Raw genomic sequence first — 19,700 nt, 5'->3', positions numbered from 1 at the left:
ACATAAGGGGGGTAAAACGAAATGTGAGAAAACGAGATGAAGCGTAAATGCGTGATATGCTTTGTAAATCAGATGGTTAGGTTGATAGATGATGATGTGCGGCGACAAAACGAAATGTTACATCGGCTTTACATTTGCGTTACATTCGGGGGCTGTTTGAACAGTGTTTGAAGGGATAATGTTACACGGAACGCAAAAGAGGGCGATTTGAGGGCTTTTTCGAGCACAAAAGGATAAGATATTGGCACAGCGAGTTTGCAAGGGCACAGAGCGCAAAAAAGAGGGCTAAAATGGGGTGCTATCATCTTCATGATGTCGGGAAAATGATAACGGTAACCTAAAAAGACATGGGGGCAGAAGCCTCTTTTTGGTGGGTGAATTTTATTTTTATATGCTTAAAATATCGTATATAGTAATTATTTTGTATATTTGCAGCCGAAAATGAAACTTAAAGGATAGAAAAATGACAAAGGTTATACACGTGCATTTGATACAGGGGCGGAAGAACTATTACTTCGGCTCAATTCCGGCCATATACAGTGTTCTGACAGCAGATGAGATAGGGATAAAGCAGTGCTCTCTGGAGCGTGCCGGATTGAGCAAAGGCGGCGTTGTCTTGAATAAAAAGGCGTGTATTATGGCGGGTGAACTTATACGGTCAAAAGCGATAAAAAAGAGATAAGTTTGAACGGCTAAAACGCTGATAGAACAATAGTTGAACGGTTTCCGACTGGTATTTGAACAGTCGGAAACCGTTTTTATGTTTCAAGAGGTTGAATATAGGGTGATTTTATGAGTAAAAATGGCTTTGGGTTTACACTTGGGTTTGCGATAGGGTTTGCAGTGTAAAACGAAATGTGTCGATAGGGTTTGCATTTGGGTTTGCACTTTTTATATAGTTTTGCCCACATTTACCCCCCTAATAATGGCGAGAAAAAACGGATTGACACCGATTTTTGCCGTTTGCCCCCCTCATCTATTCCACATTACAGGGGGTATAATACCAGTATTGGAACGCACAAATAATTAGGTAAACCTTGTATTTACAAGGCTTTCGGGGCGTGTTTAGCTAAGTCCTCCCGTAAAAAGTGTGCGTGCGGTCTATTTTAAGGGCATATCATGCTATTATAAGGGTGATTCGTCTATTGTTATTTGCTCATTTAGGTGCTGTCAATCTTTGATATGTTGTTTTGAAATCGAAATATTGGTATGTGCCATTTTTCTTTCCTTTTATGCCTTTAAGTTGTGTGACTGTTTTATCAAAGAAATAATAGGCAGTATCTGTAATCTGTATTCCTCCTTCATTCCTTTTTATGACAACCGGTTTCATAACCATTGAAGTATCATAAGTGAAATGTAAACTTTCTGCTTGTAAAGAATCCTCAAGTTGGTGTGCTAATTTTATTTTACTTTGCACTTTGTCTAAATCGGTTTCTATATTAGCAATACCTGCCCACTGCTTTAAGAATTTAAGATCCTCGCTCACTTCCTTATTTATCTTGTCTATTTCATCTTTCAACTGCATCCCCTTCTCGGTTTCTTCAAATTTCAATTGTGCAGGTACCAAAGGACCGTATGAAACGATAGTTGCTTCTTCTCCAGCGTTGTTCATAAGCCTAAGACTTTTTTTTATAAAATCTACTGCTAAATCATCTTTTGTCTTTTGGCAAGATGTCAGTGTTGCAATAATAGCAAACAGGAAAAAGAGTTTTTTCATACTTGTATAATTAAAAGGATTTGCTATATCATGCAATTGATGCGCACAGAGGCTTTGACGAGTGCAAGGGCTGTAATTCGCCGAAAGTCTATATCGCGCGGTGCATGTGCGGGGTTCTCTGATCCGAGTGTGATAAATGGTTCACCTTTTTCGGACTTGCGGATATACTTTACCACGATGTAGTCATCGCCGTCAATATCATACGAAAGAAGATACATTTCGCCGTAGAGCAGGTTGTTGATGTCGAGTGGCATCTGCCTATATAATATAATGTCGCCCGACTTAAGAAGCGGGTACATGGAGTCTCCGACGATATGGATTGCGCCATCGCACTTGGGCAGATTGGGTATCTTGATGGTGTCGATGATATTCTGCCGGTTATTGTCGAAAAGAGCCCGTAACCCTGCTGATGCTTCAAAGTCGTAGAGGTAAACAACCTGTGTTTCCTCTTTCTTTTCTGTGCTCCGTGGCTGATGTATCGGTTTCACCTCGATTTGTGGTTCTTCCCATATAGACTTCAGCATATCGCCTTCGCCCGTAATAAGCCAACTTATATTTACCTCTGGATAGGTGGCGATAAATTTCGCCATTATATCCTCTGTAATTCCTGTGTTGCTCTCAAGGGTACCCCTTGAGACCCCAATTTTGGAGTAAAAATTGCGTTTGCTCACCCCTAAAGTTGCAGAGAATTGCAAAATTCTCTGTTTTATCGGTGATATTTTTTGTTCTTTTGTTTGCATGTGGCGAAATATTTTGTATCTTTGCAGCGTGTTAATGATATAAACAGCGTCCAAAGATAATAAAAAAGGGTGTGGTTTGCAAATTTTAAGGATTAAAGAATATGAACAAGAATCTTTTAGACAAAGTGAGTACTGAAAAGTTAGACATGCTGGTTGATGCATTAGGCGAGGTAATAAAAGAGATGAGGAGTGCGGGAGGGACTTCTGACGCCTGCTTCCGTGACGAATCGTATTGGACCTGCTTTTCCGTACGGAACATGATTTTCGCCTCCCTTAGGCGACATGCTATGAAATCAGAAAGTAGCAAGTTGTAGGACACCAAAGCGGGCAGCACGGACTGCTGGGTCGCTCCCGCAGGGTTCGACTCCCTGTGTCCGCACTATAAAACAACAATTATAAAAACAAAAATATGGAAAAGAAGATTTTTGTAAGCGAGAAAGCAAAGGCACACCTCAGGAAGGTGTTCAAGTGCACGAACCCTATGGTATGGAAGGCGCTGAACTTCAAAAGCGACAGCGACCTGGCGCGAAAGATACGCTTCACGGCCTTGCAGCAGTTGGGTGGCGTGGCCAATTGGAAGCCCGAAGAGGTGGAAACGACGCATGAGGAAGCGGCACGGACGATGACATTGCACTTCGGCAAGCGCGTGCAGTTGGTGTATGACCGCAAGGACGGGAGCAGCCATGTGTTTGTGGATGGTTTGGAGCGCCGATGCGAGCAGGGCTTGGGCATACCGGAGTTTATGGCACTGACCGACGAGGTTGAACAGATGGCGATGAGCCTGTAAATGGAAATCGGGATGGAGTACTTCAACAAAATACTGTGCGTAACCTACGCGGAACTGACAGGAGGGAAGGAGGCTGTCATCAAGCCTTCTACCTTGCTCTCCAATGTCTGGCGCGGCAACATTGCCAGCGTTCACCGTGGAGGTGGCGAGGGCGGTCAGGCACTCTACGCATGGAGCTCCCTCCCTGCAAAATACAAGGAGCGGTTCGTGGCGAAGTACGGCGATCCGGAAGAGAAGATGAAGGAAGCGATGACGAAAGACCGCATACGGCTTGACGGCGAGGCACGCAAGTGGTATGAGGCGTTCACCTACGAAAAGAACGGTGTGGCGGAACACCTGACGGAGAAGCTGATCGAGGAGTACACCATCAATGCCAGCGTGCTGAAGGAACTGCTGCGTATGATGTCGCAGCGCAGGGCCATACGCCAGAGCCTGAACGGAAGCATGACCGGAGCCTGGGAGGTTATCTATCAGAGTTCGGAGGCTATGCGTGAAGAGTACGGGCACACGCTGCCCCAGAACGCCGCGAGGCTGAAGGCGAAGATCAAAGCTTTCAAGGTCGGCGGTTATCCGAGCCTTATCAGCGGCAAGATAGGCAACAGGAACACGCAGAAGATTACCGACGAGTTCGGGCAGTTGCTGATAGCGCTAAAGCGTTGCAGGGTGCCAGTCTATACCGACACGCAACTTTTTGAAGAAGCGAACAGGCGTGCCGAAACCAACGGCTGGAAGCCTCTGAAAAGTCTTAGCGGCATGAAGCGGTGGCTGAACAGTGCGGCAATCATGCCCTTGTGGTATGATGCCGTTTACGGCGAGCAGGCAGCCCGCCAGAAATTCGGCCGCAAGCACCGCACTGCATTGCCGACGAAGCGCGATGCGCTGTGGTACGGCGACGGTACGAAACTGAACCTGTATTACCGGGACGAGGACGGCAAGGTGCGGACTACGCAGGTGTATGTGGTGATAGACGCCATGAGCGAGGTAATGCTTGGTTGGCATATCAGTGACTCGGAGGATTACGAGGCGCAATACCATGCCTACCGCATGGCCATACAGACGGCCGGGCACAAGCCCTACGAGATCGTGCACGACAACCAGGGCGGACACAAGAGGCTGGACGCTGATGGACTATTCAAAAAGCTCTGCCATATACACAGGACCACGCAGCCTTACAACGGCGAGTCAAAGACGATAGAGGCGGTATTCGGCAGGTTCCAGCAGCAGGTACTGCACAAGGACTGGCGCTTCACAGGACAGAACATCACCGCCAAGAAGATGAGCAGCCGTCCGAACCTTGAGTTCATAGAGGAAAACAAGGACAGTCTCTACACGCTTGCTGAACTGAAGGACGCCTACACCCTTGCCACGAAGGAATGGAACGAGATGCGGCACCCCGCCTACGGCACGAGCCGGATAGAAGCCTATGAAGGCAGCGTGAACGAGGAAACGCAGGAGGTTACGGCACACGATATGGTGGACATGTTCTGGGTAACAGCCAAGCGCATGAGCACCTTCACCGACCAAGGTGTCGTGGTAACGATCAAGGGAAAGAAGCGGCAGTACGAGGTGATGGGCGCACCGGGCGTGCCCGACCACGAGTGGCGCAGACGGCACACCTACGAGCGTTTCGTGGTGAAATACGACCCTTACGATTTCGACAGTATACGGCTCTATAAGAAAGAAACCGACGGCAGTCTGCGCTTCGAGCGTGTGGCAGAGCCTTACCTGGTGGTACACCGTGCCATACAGGAGCAGACAGAGGGCGAGGCCGCCTTCATTCGTCAGGAACAGGCAGCCAACACCGCAGACCGCATAAAGCGCACGGTGGCAGGACGGGAAATAGAGAAAAACCACGGCGTACTGCCTGAGCAACACGGACTGCGCAGTCCGAAGCCAAAAGGCATGACGGCCGCCGAGCGCAGGCAGATAGAACGGCGCACAGGCATCTACAGCCGACAGCCAGAGGAGTACAAGTTGGGCAGAAAGACCAAACAGCTGAGCCTTGAAGATTGGACAGAAACGGAGGCTGTCGTAGTGGATTTCAAACAGACGGCGGGGAAATTATAAAAGTCAAACTGATTAAATGACAATATTATGAGCAAATTAACAACGATTGAGAAAAAGCGGATACAGGAAGGGCTGCGGCAGTATGTGGCCAAGTTCCCAAGCCAGAACAAGGCAGCGCAGAGCCTGACGGGTACGAGCAGTGCCACGGTGAGCAGCGTGCTGCAGGGCAAGTGGGAGAACATCAGCGACGATATGTGGCGCAACCTCGGCACGCAACTGGGTACCAGTACAGGTGCAGACTGGCAGGTGGTGGAAACCAAAGCCTTTCAGGAGATGGTGTTCGCAATGCAGGACGCACAGACGGTGAAGAATGTAACATGGGTGGTAGGCGAAGCCGGATGTGGGAAGACCACCACGGCGAAACTCTACGCCACGGAGCACAGTGAAGTCTTTTATATTCTCTGCTCGGAGGACATGAAGAAGAGCGACTTCATTCGTGAGATTGCCCGGCGTATCGGGCAGAGGACCGAGGGCTACAGCGTGCGTGAATTGCTGGACCGCATCATCGATGACCTCATACAGATGGAGGCTCCGCTGCTGCTCTTCGACGAGGCGGACAAACTGCCGGAACGGGTGTTCCACTACTTCATTGACCTGTACAACCGGCTGGAGGACAAATGCGGTATGGTGTTCCTCTCAACGAGCTACATCAAGCGCCGCATGGCTATGGGGCTTCGTTATAACAAGTGCGGCTACAACGAGATACATAGCCGTATCGGGCGCAAGTTCTTTGAACTGGAGCGGACAGATGCACACGATGTGCACGCCGTCTGCGTGGCCAACGGCGTAACGGATAAGGGCAGGATTTCGGAGGTGGTGAGAGACTCGGAAGCATACGAGTTCGACCTTCGCAGGGTAAAAAAAAGCATACACAGGGTGAAGCTGATGGCTATCCAAACAGCAGCCAGGCAGCATTTGAACGGTGATAAAACAGTGAAAAAATGAACAGGGCGATGAGTGTAACCGATATGTTAAGAATGAAGAAAGATACCTACCCCTTTGATGGAGTATGGGCAGAAGCCTTCGGTGAGCCGGAGAAGAACGGAGTATGGTTTATCTGGGGGCGCAGCGGCAGTGGAAAGACGAGTTTTACGATGAAGTTATGCAAGGAACTGGCCAAGTTCGGCAAGGTCGCCTATGACAGTCTGGAGGAGGGCTTCTCGCTGACGATGAAGAACGCCCTCGTGAAAGCCGGCATGCAGGATGTGGCGAGACGGTTCGTACTGCTCTGTGAGGGCATGGAGGAACTGGACACACGACTGAGCAGGCGCAAGAGCCCCGATATTGTAGTGATAGACAGTTTCCAATACACACAGATGAGTTTCAAGGACTACCAGGACTTCAAAGGTCGACATAGGGACAAACTGCTCATCTTCATCAGCCAGGCTGACGGTAACAAGCCGGCCGGCCGCACGGCAGTGAGCGTGATGTATGATGCGACTCTGAAGATATGGGTGGAAGGTTACCGTGCCATCAGCAAAGGACGGTACTTCGGCAATAAGGGGTATTACACCATCTGGGAGGAACGGGCAAAAGCGTATTGGGGCGATGGCAATATGTAAAAGGAGGCAATTATGGCAAATATAAGGGACAACCTGCTATACAGGCTTAGAAAGAAAGGTGTGAGGGTACAGACGCGAGAACGCACGATATACTTTGCGCACGACGGCATGCCTTTCACAATCATACAGATACGGCGATTGTGCAAAGAGTATCATTTTAATGTACAATTAGAAATATAAAAAACATATTATGAAAAAGATAAAGGATTTAACAGTAACTGTAACCTATACAGTAGGTTTATGTGATGTTGAAGTCAGCGAGAAGGTCTTTAACGCTCTAAATGCCTTGGCAGATAGAGGATGCGTACATTGTAACCTTGTAGGACAGGACGAGCAAGTGGACACAGCGTTTGAGTGGCTTGGGGACAACATCAATGAAGGAGATGCCTGTAATTGGGAATATGAAATTGAAGAAATGGAGGACTATAAAAATGAATAAGAAAATTTACATCAGTGGTGCGATAGCGCACTATGACATGGACGAGCGCAAGGCAGCCTTCAAGGCAGCCGAGGAGCGCCTGAAAGCAAAGGGCTATCACCCCATCAACCCGTTCAACAACGGTCTGCCTCAACCGGGCGACTGGCGCAAGCACATGAAAGTGGACATCGGACTGCTGCTGCAATGCGATTACATCTACATGCTGAAGGACTGGTGGGTGAGTAAGGGTGCGAAATTGGAACTGGACGTGGCGACGAGCTGCGGCATACAGCCAGTCTTTGAGGAAGAGGAAAGGAAAACCTGCTGCATCTGCGGCAAAGAGATAGAGGGGATGGGTAATAATCCCTATCCTGTGAGAACGGAAGGACGGTGCTGCCGATATTGCAACTATACCGTGGTACTGCCCGAAAGAATAAGACTATCAAAACAAGATCGCTATGAGCAAGGAAAGACGGATGATTGAAATCACTCCGAGGCGTATGAGTCCGGGCGGGCGTATGACAGACCGCATCGAGAGCCGTGGGCACAGTTGTCCTTACTGTCAAGGGAACGGCTACCACTGGCAGGAGGACGAGTGGCAGGAACGCTATAAGAAGGAATGTCCGATATGCAAGGGCAGCGGCAGGCTCGACGCCGTGATAACCGTCGAGTGGAAAGCAGAAGAATAGCAATGGAAAGAAATAAATACAGCAAGATAATCCTATCTGAGGCAGAACAGCAATGGATGCGCAATAACTTCTGTAAGACCAAAAACGCGGAAGTGGCAGAACACCTTGGTATCTCGCACAGAACAGTAGTGAGGATTGCACGGGATATGGGATTGGTGAAACATCCAGACTTTACAAAAGCCATGCAGCGAAATGCTTCCGAACACGCTGCCAAAAGGAACAAAGCCAATGGTGGCAATGTCGGAACGAAGAACCTGTTGATTTACGGCAAGGCTTACCGTTTTAAGAAAGGCGAGCGGCAGAAGGACAAAATGTCGGCAGAAGCCTTTGACGCCATGCACCGTCGCATCGGTGAACAGCGAAAGAATACCATCAAGGCAGAGAAGCGCAGGGTATTATTCGGTCTGGAGCAAAAGACAAAGCTCCGTGTAGTGCAGGCACCGAAAGAGAAAATATGCCTCCGTAATGGTTTGCGCAAGAAAGGCTATGAGATAGCCCGTGCTTCCAATGAGGCATTCATAACAGCGGCTACCCATCGTTCGGAAGTGATGGAGCGCAGGGCAATATCAATGGGTATAAGTTTTACATCAATTTAACAGCAATGATTATGATTAATTTTTTAGAAGAAATCAAGAGACGTATTCAAGTGTGGCACGAGCAGCATGCGGAACGCATTGAGGCTGCCCGCCAGGCTGCCCTTGACGCAGAAGCACGGGAAGTTGTGCAGGTTATGGAGTTCAATGGTGAACTGTTCGCCAGCGTGAACGGTGTGCCTTTATTCGGTGTTGGCGACATAAAGGGAACTTTGCCTGAGGCTGTTGCCAACGCAAGGAAGAACTATAAAGACTGGAAGGAGGAGAAGTTATGGGAGCGGAACGGAACTATGCGCGTTTCTACGGTTTACTGAAACGGCTGCCAGACGCGGACAAAGAAACGCTTGTGGAGCAATTCACGAATGGGCGTACAAAACACTTGCATCTGATGGCTTCCACGGAATATGACGCAATGTGCCGTCAGCTGGAAGATGTTGCAGGCTATGACGAGCGTCGGCGCAGTCTGCGGGAAGGTTTGCGTAAGGCACGGAGCGGGGCACTGCATCAGATGCAGCTTTACGGCATTGACACCACCAATTGGAACCGTGTGAATGCCTTCTGCCAGGACAGGCGGATAGCCGGCAAGCAGTTCAGGGAACTGGACACGGAGGAACTGAACGCCCTGAATACAAAATTGAGAATGATAATCAGAAAGAAGTCAAACCAATAAAACAACGAACAATGGAAACAAAAGTAAACATCAAGGATTTGAGTAAGGAAGAGCGGGCAAAGCTGCTTGCTGAGTTGCAGAACGAGGAGAAGCTGAACCGCATCGAGCGGCGTGAGACCTACGAGGGACTGCGTGCGGAGATGATGCACGAGGTGGAGCAGCGCCTGATGCAGGTGGTAACCGATGTGAGGGGCTTCCACGACTGGCTGTCGCAGGAGATAGAAGGCTTCGTAGCCATCATGAAGGACTACGGCCAGGTGCGCAAGAGCGACCAGCGCAGCTACACCATCACTGACGGCGACTTTCGCCTGGAGATAGCGAGCAACAAGGTAAAAGGCTTTGACGAGCGTGCCGACCTTGCGGCGGAGCGACTGATTGACTACCTAAAGCGCTATATGAAAAAGAGCGAGAAGGGAGCGGACGACCCGATGTACCAGATGGCGATGACGCTGCTGGAGCGCAACAAGGCGGGCGACCTGGACTATAAGAGCATATCGAAGCTCTACGAACTGGAGGACAAGTTCGACAGTGAGTACGGCGAGATTATGGCCCTGTTCAAGGAGGCAAATGTGGTGCAGAAGAATGCAGTGAACTACTACTTCCAGAAGCGTAACCCTGAAACGAATGTGTGGAGCCGAATAGAGCCGAGTTTCTGCCGGATGTAGCCTGAAACCTGTTTACAGGATTAACGTAAAAGTCGCTAAATGAATGATTTAGCGACTTTTTGCGTTTAATATCAATTAAATTTGTTATATTTGCCTGTCAATTGTGTGTGTGGAGTATGAAAAAAGGCAGGAATAGTAATTTAATCGCATTGCGTGACGAGGCTTTGTGCCGTCGTTACTACTATTGGACAGAGGTACAACGTCTCCGTTTCGACGATGCGCTGCGTCTGCTTTCTACCCAGGAGTTCTTCATCAGCGAGGAGCGCATCATGGCCATTATCCGGAAAAAATGCTCAGAGTTGAAGGACATAGATGTGCGGCCTGTTCCGAAAGTGCGCAAGCCCCACCTGACAGCGAAGCAGCTTGAACTGTTCCAGGACACGGCCGTCTAATCCTCTGCCGCCGAAGCGTCATGCAACTCAAACTGAAAGACATACTCATAAACCTTAATCATTCCCGGCATGGAGTAGCATCGGCTCTTTGTACGGCACATCGGTCCCATATCCTGCGAGTGCAGGGAGTCCTGGAGTACGGTGTAGAGACGGTTTGCCATAAGGAGTCGCTCAGCGGTTTTTTCCGTAGTACTTGACCCTATATGTGTATCATCGTAACAGTCAATAGCCAGGCGTGCTGTAAGCGATACTATTCCTTTCTGCGTTCCCATGCCAATATCGTTCCAGTCCGCCTCCATATTACCTACGAGGACACAGGGGAAAGTTACGGGGTAAGTATCCTCATCGGTTTCCAGTTGTCCGTAGTCCTCATCTACGAGCGACAGTTCCGGCATTTCACGACTGATGAGTTCGAGGATTGAAATAAAAATCTGCTCCATAATTATATTATTAGAATTTTCGTAATTTCTTGTTCTGTTTTTTCATTGATTTTTCTGGTGAGTTCCGCACTTTCTCCGAGAAATCTGCGCTTGGGGATCTTGATGCTTAACTTCTGCTTTTTAGTCAGAGCAAGGGCTTTCCAGAACCCTGCGGCAGCATTTTCCTTCGTACCGGCTTTCTTTGTTTTCCTCTTGTTTTTCTCCCTGCCCGTAACTTTGTGATACATCGCCCAGGCAAAGCGGCGCATCTTGGGTGTTACCGTCGGATTGACGGTGCCACCCTCATTGTGTATGGCAGCGTATGGCACCTCGTTGGCGACCTTGACTCGGTAGTCTGCTGGCACATATTTGATAGAGCCGAAGAGGTGGTTACGCCCAGAGAGAAGCGGGCCGTATGCTGCCGAAGCGGAACTGGAGCCAGAGTATTGCCGTTTGGTAACGGGCCACTTTTTCAACCCATTATTGACAAAACCTCCCTTGCGGAAATTGTCCTGATAATGATCCTTTGCCATACGCCCGACAATGACAGGAAGTTTCCTGCGCATGAGTTCTCCCAGTTCCTTTTTATGCTGTTCTATGAGTTTTATGTAATCTTTTGCGTCCATAAAATTGTTTTTTCAAAAATAAGTTGTATATTTGCAGTGGATTCATAGGAAGTAATTTCTGTATGTTTCCCAATGCGCCGGGGTGTTCCATGAGAAACCCGGCTTTTTTATTCTATATCAAATATCAAAATATCTTTTTGCCCTTTAACTACACAATACACATGCTTGATATACCTTTCGACAGGCTCTCCCTTATTGTCTCTTTGATATTTGAAGAAGTTGATAGATCTCTCCATTTTTTCCCTGTCGAAGAGGTGTGCGTTATGAAAATACAAACAAAGAGAATCTGCACTTGCAGATATGTCCTCTCTGCTATTGAAACGCCTTAACTGGTCATTCTTCTTTCCAAAGATATTTGAGTACCATCCATTTCCCGTTACAGAGCGTATATCCATAAGTACACCATCCAACTCCATATCAAGTGCTGGCAGCTGCTGCCCATTTTTTCTTTTCAGTTCATCCATGAAAAGCACTTTATGTCCCATCTTGAATAATAGAGTTTGGCATTCGTTTTCGAGGTCGGTCGATGTTAGCCCTCCGAAGAAACGCTCGGCTCTCGGTCCTTCGTGGGTAATGTGCCCTATATGATTTGCGCTCAGCCCACCAGTTTTCTTGTCGAATTTTACAGATGTGTAACTGTCGTCTTTGAGTAATCTCCTGTACTCTTCCCTGCGCTTCTTGATGAGTTCCTTTTTGTCGTTGGCTGTTTTTTCAATGCGTTTGTTTACATATTGGCAGGTATTACAGTGTTTCTTCCTGTTTTGGAATGTATTACGTAACCTATCGGATATTGTCGGCGTATAGAAAGGACAATGCTCACAAGAGTCTGGGAAATATGGATGATCATCGGAGAAAATCTGTGCCGTTGTACCTGGATTACCTTTAAGTCCTGACTGAGGGTTATTGCCACCACTATGATGTTCCGGACTATCGGCAGGTATGGGAGTAGCGGGGGCATCGGTGTTGGAGAGACTGCACTTGCAGTTCCAGCGGTCGCCCGGCCGGTGATGGTTCCAGAAATCGTCGTCGATGGGGCGGACGGTCCCCCAGTATCGCCGATGGTCCTCTCCGGGGTGGACGCTCGTCGAGGGCATCCACCTGAGATTGGGCAGCACGTCGGCCTCGCGGCGGAACTGCTGCCAGTCGGCAGCCTGGTGCGCCCTTATGACGGCCGTGTCGTACTCCGTCTTGAGCCATGCCCCACACTGGTGCGAGGCAATGGGCATAACCTCCTTCAGCCACTGGTTGAACGGTTTTAGAACACCGTTTGAGTCGAGCAGTCGCGCCGCCATATCGTTCTGTGCCCGATGTACCTTGAAAGCCGAGAACACATCTCCAGAGTGCCGCAGTTGCTCGTAGAAGTCATGATCGGGGTCGGTCACCGTGCGTGGCTGGAAACCCTCATCGGCAGCCTGATGGAATATGCCGCTCACGGCTCCATATAGCAGCGGCTCTATCTCCGTCTTTATATTGAACTTCTTGCGGTAGATATTACCGAGTGCCTTTACCAGCAATTCTTCATCGAATTGCAGACTGGAAGCCGGTGCGTTGTCCGCATCGAAGTATATATGATTGACTACCAGTCTAAACGAGCCCCGTCCTGCGGGGCTTTCGCGAAAAAAGAGCGGAGGCGGTCCTTTAACTTTGAACTTTGAGATTTGTGATTTGAACTTTGACTCTCATCCGTGTCCCCCTCATCTTCTTTATTTGGCTGCATCATTGCCTGTTGCCTGACTTTTCTATCTTCCTCCTGACGCTGTTTCTGCCGGTCGTAGTCCTTTGGTTTTTCTATGCCGAATTTCTCATAGAGGTAATCGTCATCGATAGGGAGCGAGAATGTCGTATGCAGCTGTGTAAGGACGCTCATCTCGGTATTGGGATCAATGTCTTTCTTTTCAGGGAAGCAGAACTTGCCCCCTGAGGTGTCAATGCCCATGTGGAAGAAGATGTCGGTCATATCATAGTTGAGCACGCTGAGGACATATTCGCGGTCAGCCTTCGCCACATTGTCCTCCACCTTCTTGTGCACCGTGCCAAGCGCCTGTGTACCCTTCTCTGACGATTCCGTGGTGAGGGTGTTTCCGAGAATCAGTTTTGAAATCTCACTGTTGCACCGTTCTACGAGCCGCTCATACACATCGGCAGAGCCTGTCTTGTTGCCGGCCTCACGCAGTTGCAGCTCGGTATCCTTGCCGTGAATGAAAGTGGCGAGGGAGCCTATGGAGTTGGCATCCTGCAATGCACGGGTTCTTGACTCCTCGTCGTCGGTGTCATAGATGTACTCCTGAATAGGCATGCCGAACACCTCGGAGAATTGTGCCCAGTCGGCGGTGGTGTTACGCTTATAGATAACCCAGGGCGCAGCCTTGGCAAGCAGTCCGAGATCGGTACCGCTCCCGACGAAGAGCAGGTCGGTAAATTCGTCCCATGAGGTGCCCTGAATGTCGGTCTGGTATTTTAGAATCAGTTTCCGCACCGGCTCCACATGCTTCCTTGGAATGAGGTCGTAGTCTATCCATTCCCCATTCTTGAAGAACTGCATCAGCGAGAAGCCCCAGAAGCGCGCGTCGAGAATGTCGGCCACGCAACGATAGAACCACGGTGATAGTATTTGCTCATTGATATGGTCATCGGGCTTTCCGTTTCGCTGAAACTCTATAGCAGAGCACAGCACGGCGTTCTTGCGTTTTTCCATGACGCTCGACAGGTGGGTGTCGAGCAGAATGCCCGTATAGAGGTCATAGAGTTTTGAGCGCTGGGCATAATCAACATTCTCGGCAGCCTTGACCGCGCTCATAAAGTCGGCCGTGTCGATATTGAACCGCTTGGGCTGCGTGATACGGATGATGGCGGGCTGCCGCTGTCCCGGACGTGGCACGTTTCCACTGACGGTGATACGCCCTTTTGCATTTTGTTCTTTATTCTTTCTGCTCATATTATAATCTGTTTATTCGTTTTGGATTGCTCTTGAACATCAGTGCCGATTTTCTCGCCCTGTCCTCCTCTGGCAGTAGCGGTGCGCCGTCGATGGAAACCTCCTCGTTTGCCACAGCCTTCATCCATTCCACCGCCCTCTCATAGCGGTCCTTGCGTACCTGTGAGAGTTTCTGAGGGTTGTGTATGCAGAATATGTGGTACACGGCAATGTCAATGACCATCATCAGTATAAGCTGGTTGCGCTCTTCGCCCGATGCTGAGAAGATGGCGTTGCAGTCGTAACGTTTGGAGAGGTAGCCCCGCATCTCGGCGATGGCCCTGTCCTCGCAAATCTCAACGAGTGTCCCATCGTCCCTTACAAGCGCATCGAGGATTTCGCGGTGTACGCTTGCGTCATAGTCCTTTATATCAACAAACTGGCTCATAATCTATATTTGTTTCTGTTTCTTACACTTCTTCGCGACTGTGTGAGTGGGCGGTCAGCCCGCTGTGCCGTCTCGTCAATCTTACGGTTTCCGCCCTCAACGGCATCAGGACCATCGGCAGGGTATTTGAGTGAGAGTGTGAAGAGCTTGAACTGGTCCTCCAGTTCCTTCATGTGCGGATTGTCGCGTTCAGCCTCGTTGAGAATCAGGTTACCCTCGCGGTTCATTGGTTCAAGGTTTGCCTCGATACGCGTTGCCTTGTCTGTCTTTTTCTCCTCATCACCTTGAATATAGAGCGTGATGTTTTTCTCCTTACGCACCTTCCGGACGAGCGGGCGGAACACTTGCTGGAAGAACGGATCCTGAAGTTTATTGTTCTCCATCCAGCAATATACGGTACTGCGCCCTGCCACATATTCGAGCAGCTGCACATACCAGTCGATAAACTCGGCATTGAGTGCCTGTGCGAGGCGTGCCTTGATGACATAGAGTTTACTGTCGCTCTTTCCAAGGAGCATGACCGCCTTGAAGGACTTGCCCTTCTTTCCTTTCGATTCTCCCGGTGCAGGGTCGCCGTAAATGACGAGGAACTTGAACTTGGAGAGCGGCGGCACCTTGCCATATACCACCTGCTTGAATATCTCCCCCTCCGAAATAGGATTGTTGAAATACTCATGCTGCTGCGACAGCGTGGAAATCTTTGAGAGGGTACGGTCGATGTGCTCCTCCGTATTCTTTTGCGGCCATGTACTCTTGCCGTTCCTGTCGCGTATGTTGATAATGTCCCAATGGTCGGCAATCTCCCCAGCGCGGGTTATGCAGCAGTCCCTTGCGATAATGTTACCACAAAAGACTATGAGCGTAGGCTCGGAGGTGGAGCGTGTAGGATAAAGTGCCTGTTCCCACCATTCCCACCGCTTCTGAATGATGTCGGGGTTCTTAGTGTCCTCATCAGTATCGAAGTCATCAACGAGCAGCACATCGGGGCGTATGGCCTCGTTACGGGAGCCACGAGGCGATTGCCCGGCACCGATTGCCCGGAATGCAACCCCTTGCTTGGTAATGAACTCGTCCTCGGTCCACGCCCCTATGGACTGCTGTCTGCCATAATAGGCAATGATTCGCCCGTTGGCTTCAAGGTTTCCCCTGTACGGTGTCAATAGCCGGATGGCGTTGTCCTTGCTGTTGGAGGTAAGGATAACATTCTGCTTGCGTCGCGTGAGTACGAGGTACATGACGACGAACATCGTAATGGTGGACTTTGCCAACTCTCGTGACCACGAGAGAACCTCGTACCATTCATCGTTTGCAATCATACGGCGGATAGCGCGTTTCTGAAAGTCGGCAAACTCATACTTGGCATAGTTGGGGAAGAAGTATTCTATCCACTCTATGGGATGCGCCTCCAGATAAAGGCGGTGGCGTTCACGCTCGGCAACGCTCATCTCCTTATCAACAGGTGTGGCACGCATGATGTCCTGGCGGTACTTCTCCCAGTCGAGCAGCGCGTTTCTGTCAGCTTGCTTCATATATATGGGTGGGTTGAATGTTAATGTTTACAGGAGCGACTTAATAAATGCGTCTGATAATTGTGTGAGTTCCTTTGCCTTGTCGAGGTCTATGGGGCGCAGGAATTCGATAAACTTTGTCTGCACGCTGATAACATCAGCAATGCCGACATCGGTCTCCATCTTCCGGATAGCGGCAGACAACTTGCCGAGGATGTCCGCCTCGGCATTACTTGCGAAGCGCGCTCCTTCTGGCTTCTCAGCTATCTTCCGGTTTATCTCGGCTACCTGCCGATATAGATTTGCTACTTGCTCCTCACGGGTGAGCGTGAGTCCGACCTTCTGTTCCTCCCATTTTCCATCGGCTATCCAACGATTGACGGTAGCGCGGGACACCCCCACGCGGTCGGCTATCTCCTGCTGTGTGAGATTCTCCTTGAGATAGAGCGTTTTTGCCCATTCCTTCTTCTGTGTGTTGCTTAATTCCTTTGCCATATTTGAAAAATATAATGCAAAGGTGGCTTGTTTTTGTGGTGTTTGCAAATCGTGTCCGTATGATAAAGCTTTGTATCGTAATAAGTTGATTATAAGTATTGTATGATAAAAAGGCGATTTGCAAACTTGTGAAAAATCCCCCACCTTTGCATTGAAAAGCGATAATTGGCTGCGCTCGGCAAAGCTGGAAGTGGTTCCGCTCTGCTCTCGCTTGCACAATCATTGCATCGTAAAGCGAACCCACAATAATACGACAACGACAAATGAATAGATTTTTCAACATCATCCCCGGCGAAGACACCTGCTGCATCCTGCTGTATGGAGACATAGGCGACAATTATGGAGCGGTGACGAGCGGACAGATTACCCGTGAACTCATGGCAGCGGAATCGGCATACAAGAATATTGATATCCGTATCAACAGTGTCGGCGGCGAGGTCTATACTGGCATAGCCATTTTCAACGCCCTGCGTGCAAGCAAGGCGAACATCACCCTCTATGTAGATGGTGTGGCAGCGTCTATGGCGAGCGTCATAGCCCTTTGCGGGAAGCCGGTATATATGAGCCGCTATGCCCGGCTAATGCTTCATAGCGTGAGTGGCGGTTGCTACGGCAACAAGAAAGACCTGAAGGAGGTGCTTGAGCAGATGGAGAGTCTGGAAGACACGCTGTGCCAGATGTATGCCGAGCGACTGGGCAAGGATGCGGCGGCGGTAAAGGCTGCCTATTTCGACGGTACTGACCATTGGCTGACGGCAGACGAAGCCCTTAGCCTTGGGCTGATTGACGGCATTTACGATGCAGACCCTGTGCCGGAGGACAGTACGCCAGAACAGATATATGCAATATTTAATAACCGGCTCAATGAGCCACTAAACATTTCGGACATGAACTTTGAAGAATTGAAAAAACGTCCGCAGTTCAAGGACTGCGCGACGGAGGCCGACGTGCTGGCACGCCTCGACCAGTTGGAAACCACTGCCGGGCGCGCTGACAGTATCGGTAAGGAGAATGACACGCTGAAGGCAAAATTGAAGGACTTTGAGGATGCGGCAGAGGCAGCGGCGGCAGCAGCGCGCAAGGCCCTGCTCGATGCCGCAGAGAAAGACGGTCGCATCAATGCGGAGACACGCCCCGTCTATGAGAACCTGCTGAAAGAGCACCCCGATGACGGCAAGAAGGCTTTGGCAGCCTTGCCAACAAAGAAAATGGTAAGGGACATCCTGCAGGGTGGCAATCCCGGTGATGAGAGTCCCTGGGAGAAGCGCCAGCGTGAGATCCGCGACAAATATCACGGAAAGTAAAACCTGTAAATAATTATTTCATAAACAATGGCAATCAATATTAAAAACACCAACTACAATGGCGAGGTGCTGGAGCAGCTCCTTACCGTTGCGACGACCAACAACGAGATTGTGGGCAAGGGACTTATCCACATTATCCCGAATGTGTCGAAGAAAGTATCCATTCCCCGTCTGCGCACAAGCAAGATGTTGCAGCAGCAGAAGGAAGATCCCCAGGTAAGCGACTCGAAGGGTGGCTTCGATTATTCGGAGCAGAGCCTGAACCCTGTGGACTTCATGGCGTTCACGGTTTTCAACCCGCGCACATTCGAGAGCGTATGGCGTCAGTTCCAGCCTAAGGGCGACCTCGTTTTTGCAGAGCTTCCACCTGCCGTACAGAACCAGCTTCTCGACGCCCTGTCAAAACAGGTACAGTTCGAGTTAGGGAACCACTACATCAACGGCGTACAAGGTAATGACGACGATCATCTCTTCAACGGCATCCTGACACAGGCTGCAAAGGACCAGAACGTTGTCGTCGTAAGTTCGGATGAAACGACAATGGTTGGCCGCCTGAAGGCAGTGCGTGCAAAAATTCCTGTAGCGATGATTGAAAACCCGAACCTCCGCTTCCTGATGAGCCCTACGGACTTCAACAAGTACGATGACGAGCTGACGGCCCGCGAGTACAAGAACCGTGACGAAACCACGCGCAACCTGAAGATGTACAAGGACATCAAGATTGAGACCCTCGCGGCATGGCCTGATGACCTTATCGTGGCCACGCTGTGCAGCCCTGACGCAATGACGAGCAATCTGTTTGCAGCCGTGAACCTCCAAGACGACGAACATGTCATCAAGATTGGTCCTGTGAGCAATATGAGTGAATTGTACTTCTTCAAGATGCTTATGAAGGCAGACACTAACATTGCCTTCGGTGAGGAATTCATCGTGCTGGACAAGCGTTCCTCACCAAAGTTCCTTGCACACGGATAACCATGTGGACAGCAGAGATTTAGTATAAACCATAAAATAGAATAAAAATGGAAAAGGAAAAGAACGAAAAGAATGAAGAGAAAAAGGTATCTATCAAGGTAGTCCAGGACTTCCTTGACAAGTTTGACACCACTATCCGCTACGAAGCCGGTACCGTATTGGAATTTGAGACCGAGCGTGCTGCAGATGTTGTTAGCCGTGGCTTGGCAGAATACTCAGAACACATAGGATAATGAGCAAGCCAATGCAATATCTCGTCATCCACTGCACCGCCACGCCGGAAGACCGTGAGGTAAGCTCCGCGGAGATACGCCACTGGCACACCGACCCGGTAAGCAAGGGTGGGCGTGGCTGGAAGCAGGTGGGCTACACGGACCTCTTCCACCTTGACGGCAGCGTGGAGCGGCTGGTGGACAACAACGAGGACGCTCAGGTGGATCCGTGGGAGGTTACCAACGGCGCTGCGGGCTACAACAGCGTGAGCCGGCACATCGTGTATGTGGGCGGCTGCGACAAAGCCATGAAGCCCAAGGACACGCGGACGGCGGCGCAGAAGGAAGCCCTGAAACGCTATGTGCGCGACTTCCACGAGCGTTTCCCGCAGATACGCATTGTGGGGCACCACGACCTGAATCCGCGCAAGGCGTGCCCTTCGTTTGACGTAAGCAAGTGGCTGCGCGAGATAGGAGTTCATAATTCATAATTTACAAT

Annotated in this window: 25 protein-coding genes and 1 pseudogene; 17 read left to right on the top strand and 9 right to left on the bottom strand. The window is 49.9% G+C overall.

Going from position 1 to position 19,700, the window contains the following annotated elements:
• The first annotated feature begins 463 nt into the window (after window positions 1–463).
• Entirely contained in the window at window positions 464–682 is a 219-nt protein-coding gene (locus HMPREF0645_RS14280; RefSeq protein WP_007175477.1) for a hypothetical protein, read from the top strand.
• A 474-nt stretch (window positions 683–1,156) separates the two neighbouring features.
• Here HMPREF0645_RS14280 and HMPREF0645_RS12765 read toward each other — a convergent pair whose 3' ends face one another.
• Both HMPREF0645_RS12765 and HMPREF0645_RS12760 read right to left on the bottom strand, forming a co-directional pair.
• The gene (locus tag HMPREF0645_RS12765) at window positions 1,157–1,717 is read right to left on the bottom strand and encodes a lipoprotein (RefSeq protein ID WP_007175476.1); all 561 of its coding nucleotides are present in this window, start codon (window positions 1,715–1,717) and stop codon (window positions 1,157–1,159) included.
• A 23-nt stretch (window positions 1,718–1,740) separates the two neighbouring features.
• Window positions 1,741–2,307, bottom strand: a complete 567-nt coding sequence (locus HMPREF0645_RS12760) for a S24 family peptidase (protein ID WP_156777943.1) — start codon at window positions 2,305–2,307, stop codon at window positions 1,741–1,743.
• A 559-nt stretch (window positions 2,308–2,866) separates the two neighbouring features.
• Between HMPREF0645_RS12760 and HMPREF0645_RS12750 the strand changes: the two genes are divergently transcribed.
• The 12 genes from HMPREF0645_RS12750 (at window position 2,867) to HMPREF0645_RS12695 (ending at window position 10,300) form a co-directional block, all read left to right on the top strand.
• The gene (locus tag HMPREF0645_RS12750; RefSeq protein WP_007175473.1) at window positions 2,867–3,244 is read left to right on the top strand and encodes a hypothetical protein; all 378 of its coding nucleotides are present in this window, start codon (window positions 2,867–2,869) and stop codon (window positions 3,242–3,244) included.
• 12 nt (window positions 3,245–3,256) lie between these two features.
• On the top strand, window positions 3,257–5,311 hold the full coding sequence (locus HMPREF0645_RS12745) for a DDE-type integrase/transposase/recombinase (protein WP_044123709.1): 2,055 nt from the start codon (window positions 3,257–3,259) through the stop codon (window positions 5,309–5,311).
• A gap of 27 nt (window positions 5,312–5,338) precedes the next feature.
• On the top strand, window positions 5,339–6,256 hold the full coding sequence (locus tag HMPREF0645_RS12740; RefSeq protein ID WP_007175471.1) for an AAA family ATPase: 918 nt from the start codon (window positions 5,339–5,341) through the stop codon (window positions 6,254–6,256).
• Window positions 6,253–6,873, top strand: a complete 621-nt coding sequence (locus tag HMPREF0645_RS12735) for an ATP-binding protein (RefSeq protein ID WP_007175470.1) — start codon at window positions 6,253–6,255, stop codon at window positions 6,871–6,873. Before HMPREF0645_RS12740 ends, HMPREF0645_RS12735 begins: the two co-directional genes overlap by 4 nt.
• Before the next feature lie 190 nt (window positions 6,874–7,063).
• Window positions 7,064–7,312, top strand: coding sequence for a hypothetical protein (locus tag HMPREF0645_RS12730; protein WP_007175469.1), 249 nt, complete (start codon window positions 7,064–7,066; stop codon window positions 7,310–7,312).
• Complete coding sequence (locus HMPREF0645_RS13515) at window positions 7,305–7,775, top strand: DUF4406 domain-containing protein (RefSeq protein ID WP_007175468.1); 471 nt, start codon at window positions 7,305–7,307, stop codon at window positions 7,773–7,775. The genes HMPREF0645_RS12730 and HMPREF0645_RS13515 overlap by 8 nt, the downstream gene beginning before the upstream one ends.
• On the top strand, window positions 7,750–7,980 hold the full coding sequence (locus HMPREF0645_RS12720) for a hypothetical protein (RefSeq protein WP_044123701.1): 231 nt from the start codon (window positions 7,750–7,752) through the stop codon (window positions 7,978–7,980). The genes HMPREF0645_RS13515 and HMPREF0645_RS12720 overlap by 26 nt, the downstream gene beginning before the upstream one ends.
• Before the next feature lie 2 nt (window positions 7,981–7,982).
• Window positions 7,983–8,576: an RpiR family transcriptional regulator gene (locus HMPREF0645_RS12715; RefSeq protein WP_007175466.1), complete on the top strand. Its 594-nt coding sequence runs from the start codon at window positions 7,983–7,985 to the stop codon at window positions 8,574–8,576.
• An 11-nt stretch (window positions 8,577–8,587) separates the two neighbouring features.
• Entirely contained in the window at window positions 8,588–8,887 is a 300-nt protein-coding gene (locus tag HMPREF0645_RS12710; RefSeq protein WP_044123706.1) for a hypothetical protein, read from the top strand.
• Window positions 8,845–9,243, top strand: coding sequence for a hypothetical protein (locus tag HMPREF0645_RS12705; RefSeq protein ID WP_044123700.1), 399 nt, complete (start codon window positions 8,845–8,847; stop codon window positions 9,241–9,243). The genes HMPREF0645_RS12710 and HMPREF0645_RS12705 overlap by 43 nt, the downstream gene beginning before the upstream one ends.
• Window positions 9,244–9,254: 11 nt before the next feature.
• A complete protein-coding gene (locus HMPREF0645_RS12700; protein WP_007175463.1) occupies window positions 9,255–9,908 on the top strand; it encodes a DUF3164 family protein in 654 nt (217 codons plus the stop codon).
• A gap of 116 nt (window positions 9,909–10,024) precedes the next feature.
• Entirely contained in the window at window positions 10,025–10,300 is a 276-nt protein-coding gene (locus tag HMPREF0645_RS12695) for a hypothetical protein (protein ID WP_007175462.1), read from the top strand.
• Here HMPREF0645_RS12695 and HMPREF0645_RS12690 read toward each other — a convergent pair.
• The 7 genes from HMPREF0645_RS12690 to HMPREF0645_RS12660 form a co-directional block, all read right to left on the bottom strand.
• Entirely contained in the window at window positions 10,297–10,740 is a 444-nt protein-coding gene (locus HMPREF0645_RS12690) for a hypothetical protein (RefSeq protein WP_007175461.1), read from the bottom strand. The genes HMPREF0645_RS12695 and HMPREF0645_RS12690 overlap by 4 nt on opposite strands.
• 2 nt (window positions 10,741–10,742) lie before the next feature.
• On the bottom strand, window positions 10,743–11,345 hold the full coding sequence (locus HMPREF0645_RS12685; protein ID WP_007175460.1) for a phage virion morphogenesis family protein: 603 nt from the start codon (window positions 11,343–11,345) through the stop codon (window positions 10,743–10,745).
• 107 nt (window positions 11,346–11,452) lie between these two features.
• On the bottom strand, window positions 11,453–12,928 hold the full coding sequence (locus HMPREF0645_RS13050) for a phage minor head protein (RefSeq protein WP_211205386.1): 1,476 nt from the start codon (window positions 12,926–12,928) through the stop codon (window positions 11,453–11,455).
• Window positions 12,922–14,280 (bottom strand): phage portal protein family protein, encoded by a 1,359-nt coding sequence (locus HMPREF0645_RS12675; protein WP_007175458.1) that lies wholly within the window; start codon window positions 14,278–14,280, stop codon window positions 12,922–12,924. The genes HMPREF0645_RS13050 and HMPREF0645_RS12675 overlap by 7 nt, the downstream gene beginning before the upstream one ends.
• 1 nt (window position 14,281) lies before the next feature.
• On the bottom strand, window positions 14,282–14,707 hold the full coding sequence (locus HMPREF0645_RS12670) for a phage protein Gp36 family protein (RefSeq protein WP_007175457.1): 426 nt from the start codon (window positions 14,705–14,707) through the stop codon (window positions 14,282–14,284).
• The gene (locus HMPREF0645_RS12665; protein WP_007175456.1) at window positions 14,704–16,236 is read right to left on the bottom strand and encodes a hypothetical protein; all 1,533 of its coding nucleotides are present in this window, start codon (window positions 16,234–16,236) and stop codon (window positions 14,704–14,706) included. Before HMPREF0645_RS12665 ends, HMPREF0645_RS12670 begins: the two co-directional genes overlap by 4 nt.
• Window positions 16,237–16,263: 27 nt before the next feature.
• Window positions 16,264–16,710: a helix-turn-helix domain-containing protein gene (locus HMPREF0645_RS12660; RefSeq protein WP_007175455.1), complete on the bottom strand. Its 447-nt coding sequence runs from the start codon at window positions 16,708–16,710 to the stop codon at window positions 16,264–16,266.
• A gap of 263 nt (window positions 16,711–16,973) precedes the next feature.
• Here HMPREF0645_RS12660 and HMPREF0645_RS12655 point away from each other — a divergent pair, with 263 nt between their 5' ends.
• The 4 genes and pseudogenes from HMPREF0645_RS12655 to HMPREF0645_RS12640 all read left to right on the top strand — a co-directional run bounded on the left by HMPREF0645_RS12655 (window position 16,974) and on the right by HMPREF0645_RS12640 (window position 19,692).
• Window positions 16,974–18,014, top strand: a complete 1,041-nt coding sequence (locus HMPREF0645_RS12655; RefSeq protein ID WP_007175454.1) for a head maturation protease, ClpP-related — start codon at window positions 16,974–16,976, stop codon at window positions 18,012–18,014.
• A gap of 27 nt (window positions 18,015–18,041) precedes the next feature.
• Window positions 18,042–18,974, top strand: a pseudogene (locus tag HMPREF0645_RS12650) (hypothetical protein); the annotation flags it as partial.
• Window positions 18,975–19,036: 62 nt separating this feature from the next.
• The gene (locus HMPREF0645_RS12645) at window positions 19,037–19,222 is read left to right on the top strand and encodes a hypothetical protein (protein WP_007175452.1); all 186 of its coding nucleotides are present in this window, start codon (window positions 19,037–19,039) and stop codon (window positions 19,220–19,222) included.
• A complete protein-coding gene (locus HMPREF0645_RS12640) occupies window positions 19,222–19,692 on the top strand; it encodes an N-acetylmuramoyl-L-alanine amidase (protein ID WP_007175451.1) in 471 nt (156 codons plus the stop codon). Before HMPREF0645_RS12645 ends, HMPREF0645_RS12640 begins: the two co-directional genes overlap by 1 nt.
• Window positions 19,693–19,700 lie beyond the last annotated feature (8 nt).

The organism is Hallella bergensis DSM 17361 (genome assembly GCF_000160535.1).
Lineage (GTDB): Bacteria > Bacteroidota > Bacteroidia > Bacteroidales > Bacteroidaceae > Prevotella > Prevotella bergensis.
This window is presented reverse-complemented; position numbering and strand designations above follow the sequence as displayed.